Origin of the sequence: Burkholderia sp. Ac-20392 (genome assembly GCF_017104585.1) — a bacterium.
Lineage (GTDB): Bacteria > Pseudomonadota > Gammaproteobacteria > Burkholderiales > Burkholderiaceae > Burkholderia > Burkholderia lata.
Map to the genome: position 1 here is coordinate 1 of NZ_JAAGPB010000400.1, position 7,808 is coordinate 7,808.

General features: G+C 66.4%; 7 protein-coding genes and 1 pseudogene. All 8 read left to right on the plus strand.

The annotated features are described in order from the left end of the window. Positions 1 to 574, plus strand: a pseudogene (locus G3N99_RS30080) (type IV pilus secretin PilQ); the annotation flags it as partial. A 40-nt stretch (positions 575 to 614) separates the two neighbouring features. Further along, entirely contained in the window at positions 615 to 1,169 is a 555-nt protein-coding gene (locus tag G3N99_RS30085) for a shikimate kinase (RefSeq protein WP_174939887.1), read from the plus strand. After that, positions 1,166 to 2,245: a 3-dehydroquinate synthase gene (aroB, locus tag G3N99_RS30090; protein WP_206124192.1), complete on the plus strand. Its 1,080-nt coding sequence runs from the start codon at positions 1,166 to 1,168 to the stop codon at positions 2,243 to 2,245. The genes G3N99_RS30085 and aroB overlap by 4 nt, the downstream gene beginning before the upstream one ends. Before the next feature lie 65 nt (positions 2,246 to 2,310). Further along, positions 2,311 to 3,495: a deoxyguanosinetriphosphate triphosphohydrolase gene (locus tag G3N99_RS30095; RefSeq protein ID WP_241011921.1), complete on the plus strand. Its 1,185-nt coding sequence runs from the start codon at positions 2,311 to 2,313 to the stop codon at positions 3,493 to 3,495. Between the two features lie 90 nt (positions 3,496 to 3,585). Next, entirely contained in the window at positions 3,586 to 4,920 is a 1,335-nt protein-coding gene (gene ugpB, locus G3N99_RS30100) for a sn-glycerol-3-phosphate ABC transporter substrate-binding protein UgpB (protein ID WP_174942218.1), read from the plus strand. Positions 4,921 to 5,025: 105 nt separating this feature from the next. Then, positions 5,026 to 5,910: a sn-glycerol-3-phosphate ABC transporter permease UgpA gene (gene ugpA, locus G3N99_RS30105; RefSeq protein WP_039366730.1), complete on the plus strand. Its 885-nt coding sequence runs from the start codon at positions 5,026 to 5,028 to the stop codon at positions 5,908 to 5,910. Further along, positions 5,907 to 6,752: a sn-glycerol-3-phosphate ABC transporter permease UgpE gene (gene ugpE, locus G3N99_RS30110; protein ID WP_089444814.1), complete on the plus strand. Its 846-nt coding sequence runs from the start codon at positions 5,907 to 5,909 to the stop codon at positions 6,750 to 6,752. Before ugpA ends, ugpE begins: the two co-directional genes overlap by 4 nt. Before the next feature lie 31 nt (positions 6,753 to 6,783). Beyond that, a partial coding sequence (locus G3N99_RS30115) for a sn-glycerol-3-phosphate import ATP-binding protein UgpC (protein ID WP_206124193.1) occupies positions 6,784 to 7,808 on the plus strand: 1,025 nt, incomplete at its 3' end.

The window sequence follows — 7,808 nt, forward strand, 5'->3', positions numbered from 1 at the left end:
TCTGAGCGCGCTCGAGGCGCAGGGGCGGGGCCAGATCGTCTCGAGCCCGCGTGTGGTGACCGCCGATCGCGTCAAGGCCATCGTCGAACAGGGTTCGGAATTGCCGTACCAGGCGAAGGTCGGCAACGGCGTGAGCGGCGTGCAGTTCCGCCGGGCGACGCTCAAACTGGAGGTCGAGCCGCAGATCACGCCGGACGGGCGCGTGGTGCTCGACCTGGACGTGACGAAGGACAGCATCGGCGAGCCGACGGCGGCCGGCCCGGCGATCCATACGAAACACGTCCAGACGCGCGTCGAGGTCGAGAACGGCGGGACGGTCGCGATCGGCGGGATCTATGAGCAACTGAACCGGAACGATGTGACGCGCGTGCCGCTCTTGGGCAAAATACCGTTTATGGGCGCGCTTTTCCGGCACCGCGCGCAACGCGATCAGCGTAACGAACTGGTCGTCTTCATCACGCCGACCGTCGTCGACGCGCGTTGCAATGCGCGCGGCGCGGCCGGCGCGGATGCCGAAAAAACAGGGCCGGAAGCCGCCGGCGCAGGCTCGACAAGGCAGCCGCTTTGCCAGTAAGCTGCGCCACACACCAGCAAGATTGAAGCAGAGGAAGCCGTTGCAAGCGCGGGACCCACATGCAAACGTATTTTTCGTCGGCCTTATGGGAGCGGGTAAGACCACCGTGGGCCGTGCGGTCGCGCGTCGGCTCGACAGGACGTTCTTCGACTCCGACCACGAAATCGAGGCCCGCACGGGCGCGCGCATTCCGGTGATCTTCGAGATGGAGGGCGAGGCCGGGTTTCGCGATCGCGAAACGCAGGTGATCACCGATCTCACGCAGCGCGAGAACATCGTGCTCGCGACGGGCGGCGGCGCGGTGCTGCGCCCGGAAAACCGCGACTGCCTGAAAAACAACGGCATCGTCATCTACTTGCGCGCCAATCCGCACGATCTGTGGCTGCGCACCCGCAAGGACAAGAACCGCCCGCTGCTGCAGACCGAAGATCCGAAGGGGCGTCTCGAAGCGCTGTACGAGGTACGCGACCCGCTGTACCGCGAATGCGCGGATTTCGTCATCGAGACCGGCCGTCCGTCGGTCAACGGTCTCGTCAACATGGTGCTGATGCAACTCGAACTGGCGGGCGTCATCGCCAAGCCGCTACAAGCATGATTACTGTCAACGTCGATTTGGGCGACCGCGCCTATCCGATTCACATTGGCGCCGGCCTGATCGGCCGCGCCGAGCTGTTCGTGCCTCATATCAAGGGCTCGTCCGTCACGATCGTCACGAACACGACGGTCGATCCGCTCTACGGCGACGCGCTGCGCGCAGCGCTCGCGCCGCTCGGCAAGCGCGTGTCGACGGTCGTGCTGCCGGACGGCGAGGCGTACAAGAACTGGGAAACACTGAACCTGATCTTCGACGGCCTGCTGACCGACCGTGCGGACCGCAAGACGACGCTCGTTGCGCTCGGCGGCGGCGTGATCGGCGACATGACGGGCTTTGCGGCCGCGTGCTACATGCGCGGTGTGCCGTTCATCCAGGTGCCGACGACGCTGCTGTCGCAGGTCGATTCGTCGGTCGGCGGCAAGACGGGCATCAACCACCCGCTCGGCAAGAACATGATCGGCGCGTTCTACCAGCCGCAGGCCGTGATCGCGGACATCGGCGCGTTGACGACGCTGCCCGACCGCGAACTGGCGGCCGGCGTGGCCGAGATCATCAAGACCGGCGCGATCGCCGATGCGGAATTCTTCGACTGGATCGAGGCGAACGTCGACGCGCTGAACCGTCGCGACCCGGCTGCGCTCGCGCACGCGGTGAAGCGCTCGTGCGAGATCAAGGCGAGCGTGGTGGCGGCCGACGAACGTGAAGGCGGCCTGCGTGCGATCCTGAACTTCGGCCACACGTTCGGCCATGCGATCGAGGCCGGGCTCGGCTACGGCGAGTGGCTGCATGGCGAGGCGGTCGGCTGCGGGATGGTGATGGCGGGCGACCTGTCGGTGCGGCTCGGCCTGCTCGACGAAGCGTCGCGGCAGCGCCTCGATGCGGTGATCGAGGCCGCGCACCTGCCGACCCGCGGGCCCGCGCTCGGCGACGCGCGCTACATGGACCTGATGCGCGTCGACAAGAAGGCGGAGGCCGGCGCGATCAAGTTCATCCTGCTGAAGCGATTCGGCGATACGCTGATCACGCAAGCGCCGGACGAAGCCGTGTTCGCTACACTGGCACAGACGACCCGCTAACGGCCGCCCGGATGCCCCGGCGCCCCTGACATGGAGGAGACGTGAGCGAGACATCCAGCAGCACACTGCCCGAAGCCGGCCGCGCATCTGCTGCGCCGGTTGCCGAGCCGCCGACGCTGGCGGCGCTGGAAGCCCATCTCGCTCCGTATGCCGCACACGCGTTGCAGTCACGCGGCCGCCGCCATCCGGAAACACCGCCGGCGGCGCGCACCGAATTCCAGCGCGACCGCGACCGCATCGTCCATTCGACCGCATTTCGCCGGCTCGAATACAAGACGCAGGTCTTCGTCAATCACGAAGGCGACCTGTTCCGCACACGCCTCACGCACAGCCTCGAAGTCGCGCAGATCGCGCGCTCGGTGGCGCGCAACCTGCGCCTGAACGAGGATCTCGTCGAGGCGATTTCGCTCGCGCACGATCTCGGCCATACGCCGTTCGGCCATGCCGGGCAGGACGCCCTGAATGCCTGCATGCGCGAGCATGGCGGCTTCGAGCACAACCTGCAGAGCCTGGCGGTCGTCGACGAGCTCGAGGAGCACTACGGCGCGTTCAACGGGCTGAACCTGTGCTTCGAAACCCGCGAAGGCATCCTGAAGCACTGCTCGCGCGAGAATGCGCGCAAGCTCGGCGCGCTCGGCGAGCGCTTCCTGCAGGGCCGCCAGCCGTCGCTCGAAGCGCAGCTTGCCAACATCGCGGACGAGATCGCGTACAACAACCACGACGTCGACGACGGCCTGCGTTCCGGCCTGATCACGATCGAACAGCTCGCGGAAGTCGAGCTGTGGCAGCGCCACTATGAGGCGGCGCTCGCCGAATTCCCGCACCTCGAAGGCCGCCGTCTCGTGCACGAGACGGTGCGCCGCATCATCAACACGCTGATCGTCGACCTGATCGACGAGACGACGCGCAATCTCGTGCGTGTCGCGCCTGCATCGCTCGACGACGTGCGCGCCGCGCCGCCGCTCGTGTCGCACAGCGAAACGGTTGCCACGCAGGCGGCCGCCCTCAAGCGTTTCCTCTTCAAGAACCTCTATCGCCACTACAAGGTGATGCGCATGGCGAGCAAGGCGCAGCGCGTCGTCACCGGCCTGTTCGATGCGTTCATCGACGATCCGCGCCTGCTGCCGCCGCCGTACCAGTCCGAGGATGCCGCGCAGCAGCCGCGCCTCGTCGCGCACTACATCGCCGGCATGACCGACCGCTTCGCGCTGAAGGAGTATCAGCGCCTGTTCGTCATCAGCGACAACTGACTGTCACAAACGATCACTAGACTTCGCCGGTTCAATGGCGACGGGAATGTTGCACACGCTGTTGGTAACGTTTTCATAGGAGAGAGGTCGATGAAGAAGAAGCCTGCGGGGACACTGGTTCGTTCGATCGCGCTCGGCGGCGCGCTGATGTTCGGGGTGCAGCACGTGGCGTTCGCCGCGACGGAAATTCAGTTCTGGCATGCGATGGAGGCCGCGCTCGGCGAGCGGGTCAACGCGATCGCCGACCAGTTCAATGCGTCGCAGAGCGACTACAAGATCGTGCCGGTCTTCAAGGGCACCTACGACCAGGCGCTCGCGGCCGGCATCGCCGCCTATCGCAGCGGCAACGCGCCGGCGATCCTGCAGGTCTACGAAGTCGGCACGGCCACGATGATGCAGGCGAAGAAGGCCGTCGTACCTGTCTACGACGTGTTCAAGCAGGCCGGCGTGCCGCTCGATGAAAAGGCGTTCGTGCCGACCATCGCGAGCTACTACAGCGACGCGAAGACGGGCCATCTCGTCTCGATGCCGTTCAACAGCTCGACGCCGGTGCTGTACTACAACAAGGACGCGTTCAAGAAGGCCGGCATCGATCCGAACCAGCCGCCGAAGACGTGGGCCGACGTGCAGGCCGATGCCGAGAAGCTGCGCAAGTCGGGGATGGCGTGCGGCTTCACGACCGGCTGGCAGGGCTGGATCCAGCTCGAGAACTACAGCGCCTGGCACGGGCTGCCGTTCGCGAGCCGCAACAACGGCTTCGACGGCACCGACGCGGTGCTCGAATTCAACAAGCCGCAGCAGATCGCGCACATTTCGTTCCTGCAGCAGATGGCGAAGGACGGCACGTTCACTTACGCAGGCCGCAAGGATGAAGCGTCGGCGAAGTTCTACAGCGGCGACTGCGGGATCCTGACGACGTCGTCGGGCGCGCTCGCGAACGTGCAGAAGTTCGCGAAGTTCAGCTATGGCACGGGCATGATGCCGTACGACGCGAACGTGAAGGGCGCGCCGCAGAACGCGATCATCGGCGGTGCGAGCCTGTGGGTGCTGGCCGGCAAGGATCCGGCGACCTACAAGGGCGTCGCGAAATTCCTCGCGTACCTGGCCTCGCCGGCAGTCGCGGCGAAGTGGCACCAGGACACCGGCTACCTGCCGGTGACGACCGCCGCGTACGACCTCACGCGCCAGCAGGGCTTCTACGCGAAGAACCCGAGCGCCGAAACCGCGATCAAGCAGATGCTGAACAAGCCGCCGCTGCCGTACACGAAGGGGCTGCGCCTGGGCAACATGCCGCAGATCCGCACGGTGGTCGACGAGGAGTTCGAACAGGTCTGGGCGCAGAAGAAGTCGCCGAAGGATGCGCTCGATTCGGCCGCATCGCGCGGCGACGAACTGCTGCGCCGCTTCGAGAAGTCGGGCGGCTGAGCCCGCATCGCACCGTGCCGCCGGCCGCGTTGCACCCTGTACGGATGCACGCGCGCCGGCCGGCGGCACGGCCATCTTTCCGTTGCGCCTGACCGGATATCCGCGATGCAATCCCGTTCCCGTTTCGGTACGAGCCTGTTGCCGTACCTGCTGATCGCGCCGCAGCTCGCGATCACCGCCGTGTTCTTCCTGTGGCCGGCCGGCGTCGCGCTGTGGCAGTCGACGCAGATGCAGGATGCGTTCGGCACCTCGAGCGAATTCGTCGGCCTGGCGAACTTCACGCACCTGTTCGCCGATCCGCTGTATCTCGATTCTTTCCGCACGACGCTCGTGTTCAGTTCGCTCGTCACGGTGAGCGGGCTCGTCGTGTCGCTGATTCTCGCCGCGTGCGCCGATCGCGTGATCCGCGGCGCGCGCGTGTACCGCACGCTGCTGATCTGGCCGTACGCGGTCGCCCCGACCATCGCCGCCGTGCTGTGGGCGTTCCTGTTCAACCCGAGCATCGGCCTGATCACCTATGCGCTCGCGAAGAGCGGCATCGTGTGGAACCACGCGCTGAACGGCGGGCAGGCGATGTTCCTGGTCGTGCTCGCGTCGGTGTGGAAGCAGGTGAGCTACAACTTCCTGTTCTTCTACGCGGGCCTGCAGGCGATCCCGCGCTCGCTGATCGAGGCGGCCGCGATCGACGGCGCCGGGCCGGTGCGGCGCTTCTTCAACATCGTGCTGCCGCTGCTGTCGCCCACCAGCTTCTTCCTGCTGGTCGTGAACCTCGTCTATGCGTTCTTCGACACGTTCCCGGTGATCGACGCGGCCACCGGCGGCGGCCCGGCGCAGAGCACGAAGACGCTGATCTACAAGATCTTCGCGGAGGGCTTCCAGGGGCTCGACATCGGCAGCTCGGGCGCGCAGTCGGTCGTGCTGATGATCATCGTCGTCGGGCTCACGGTGATCCAGTTCCGCTTCGTCGAACGCAGGGTGCAATACGCATGATCGAAAATCGCAAGGGCTTCGACCTGTTCTGCCACGCGGTGCTGATCGCGGGCGTCGTGCTGATCGTGTTTCCCGTCTACGTCGCGTTCTGCGCGGCGACGATGAACGCGCAGGAAGTGTTCACGGTGCCGCTGTCGCTCGTGCCGAGCACGCACCTGTTCGAGAACGTCGCGTACATCTGGGGGCACGGCAGCGGCGGCACGACGGCGCCGTTCGGCCGCCTGCTCGTGAACAGCTTCGCGATGGCGCTCGGCATCGCGGTGGGCAAGATCGCGGTGTCGATCCTGTCCGCGTACGCGATCGTCTATTTCCGCTTCCCGTTCCGCAACACGGCGTTCTGGCTGATCTTCATCACGCTGATGCTGCCGGTGGAAGTGCGGATATTCCCGACCGTGCAGGTCGTGTCGACGTTGCATCTGACCAACACCTACGCAGGGCTCACGCTGCCGCTGATCGCATCGGCGACTGCGACGTTCCTGTTCCGCCAGTTCTTCATGACGCTGCCCGACGAGCTGATGGATGCCGCGCGCATCGACGGTGCGGGGCCGCTGCGGTTCTTCTGGGACGTCGTGCTGCCGCTGTCGAAGACGAGCATCGCGGCGCTGTTCGTGATCACGTTCATCTACGGCTGGAACCAGTATCTGTGGCCGATCCTGATCACGACGGAGGCGTCGCTGTCGACGGCGGTGGTGGGCATCAAGACGATGATCGCGAGCGGCGACGCCGCGACCGAATGGCAATACGTGATGGCGGCGACGCTGCTGGGGATGATCCCGCCGCTCGTCGTCGTGCTGGCGATGCAGCGCTGGTTCGTGCGCGGCCTCGTCGATTCCGAGAAATAACAACGGACGGTAACCGGGAGAAGGACCAAGAATGGCTGCGCTGAGCTTGAAGGGCGTCAGGAAATCCTACGACGGCAAGCAGCACGTGCTGCATGGCATCGACGTGGAGATCGCCGACGGCGAATTCATCGTGCTGGTCGGCCCGTCGGGCTGCGGCAAGTCGACGTTGCTGCGGATGATCGCGGGGCTCGAGACGGTGACGGACGGCGAGATCGCGATCGGCGAGCGCGTCGTCAATGCGCTGGAGCCGAAGGATCGCGACATCGCGATGGTGTTCCAGAACTATGCGCTGTACCCGCACATGACGGTCGCGCAGAACATGGGCTACGGGTTGAAGATCCGCGGGATCGAGCGCGCGACGATCGATTCGCGGGTGGCGGCCGCCGCGAAGATCCTCGAACTCGAGCCGCTGCTCGCGCGGCGGCCGCGCGAGCTGTCGGGCGGCCAGCGGCAGCGGGTCGCGATGGGGCGCGCGATCGTGCGCGAGCCGTCGGTGTTCCTGTTCGACGAGCCGTTGTCGAACCTCGATGCGAAACTGCGCGTGCAGATGCGGCTCGAGATCCAGCGGCTGCATGCGCGGCTCGCGACGACGAGCGTCTACGTGACGCACGACCAGATTGAGGCGATGACGCTCGCGCAGCGCGTGATCGTGATGAACCGCGGCTACGCGGAACAGATCGGTGCGCCGGTCGACGTGTACGAGAAGCCGGCGACGGTGTTCGTCGCGGGCTTCATCGGTTCGCCCGCGATGAACCTGATGCACGGCCGGCTGTCGGACGACGGCGCGACGTTTACGGTCGCGGGCGGCGGCCCTGCGCTGCCGGTCGCAGGGGCCCCCGGCATCGGCGAGGCGATCGCCACCGGGCGCGACTGGGTGCTCGGCGTGCGTCCCGAACACATGACGCCGCAGCCGGGCGTCGCGCAGGCGACGCTGCCGGTCGATTCGTGCGAGCTGCTCGGCGCGGACAATCTCGCGCACGGCCGCTGGGGCAATCACGACATCGCGGTGCGCCTGCCGCACGCGGACCGTCCCGCGCGCGGCACGGCGCTGGCGGC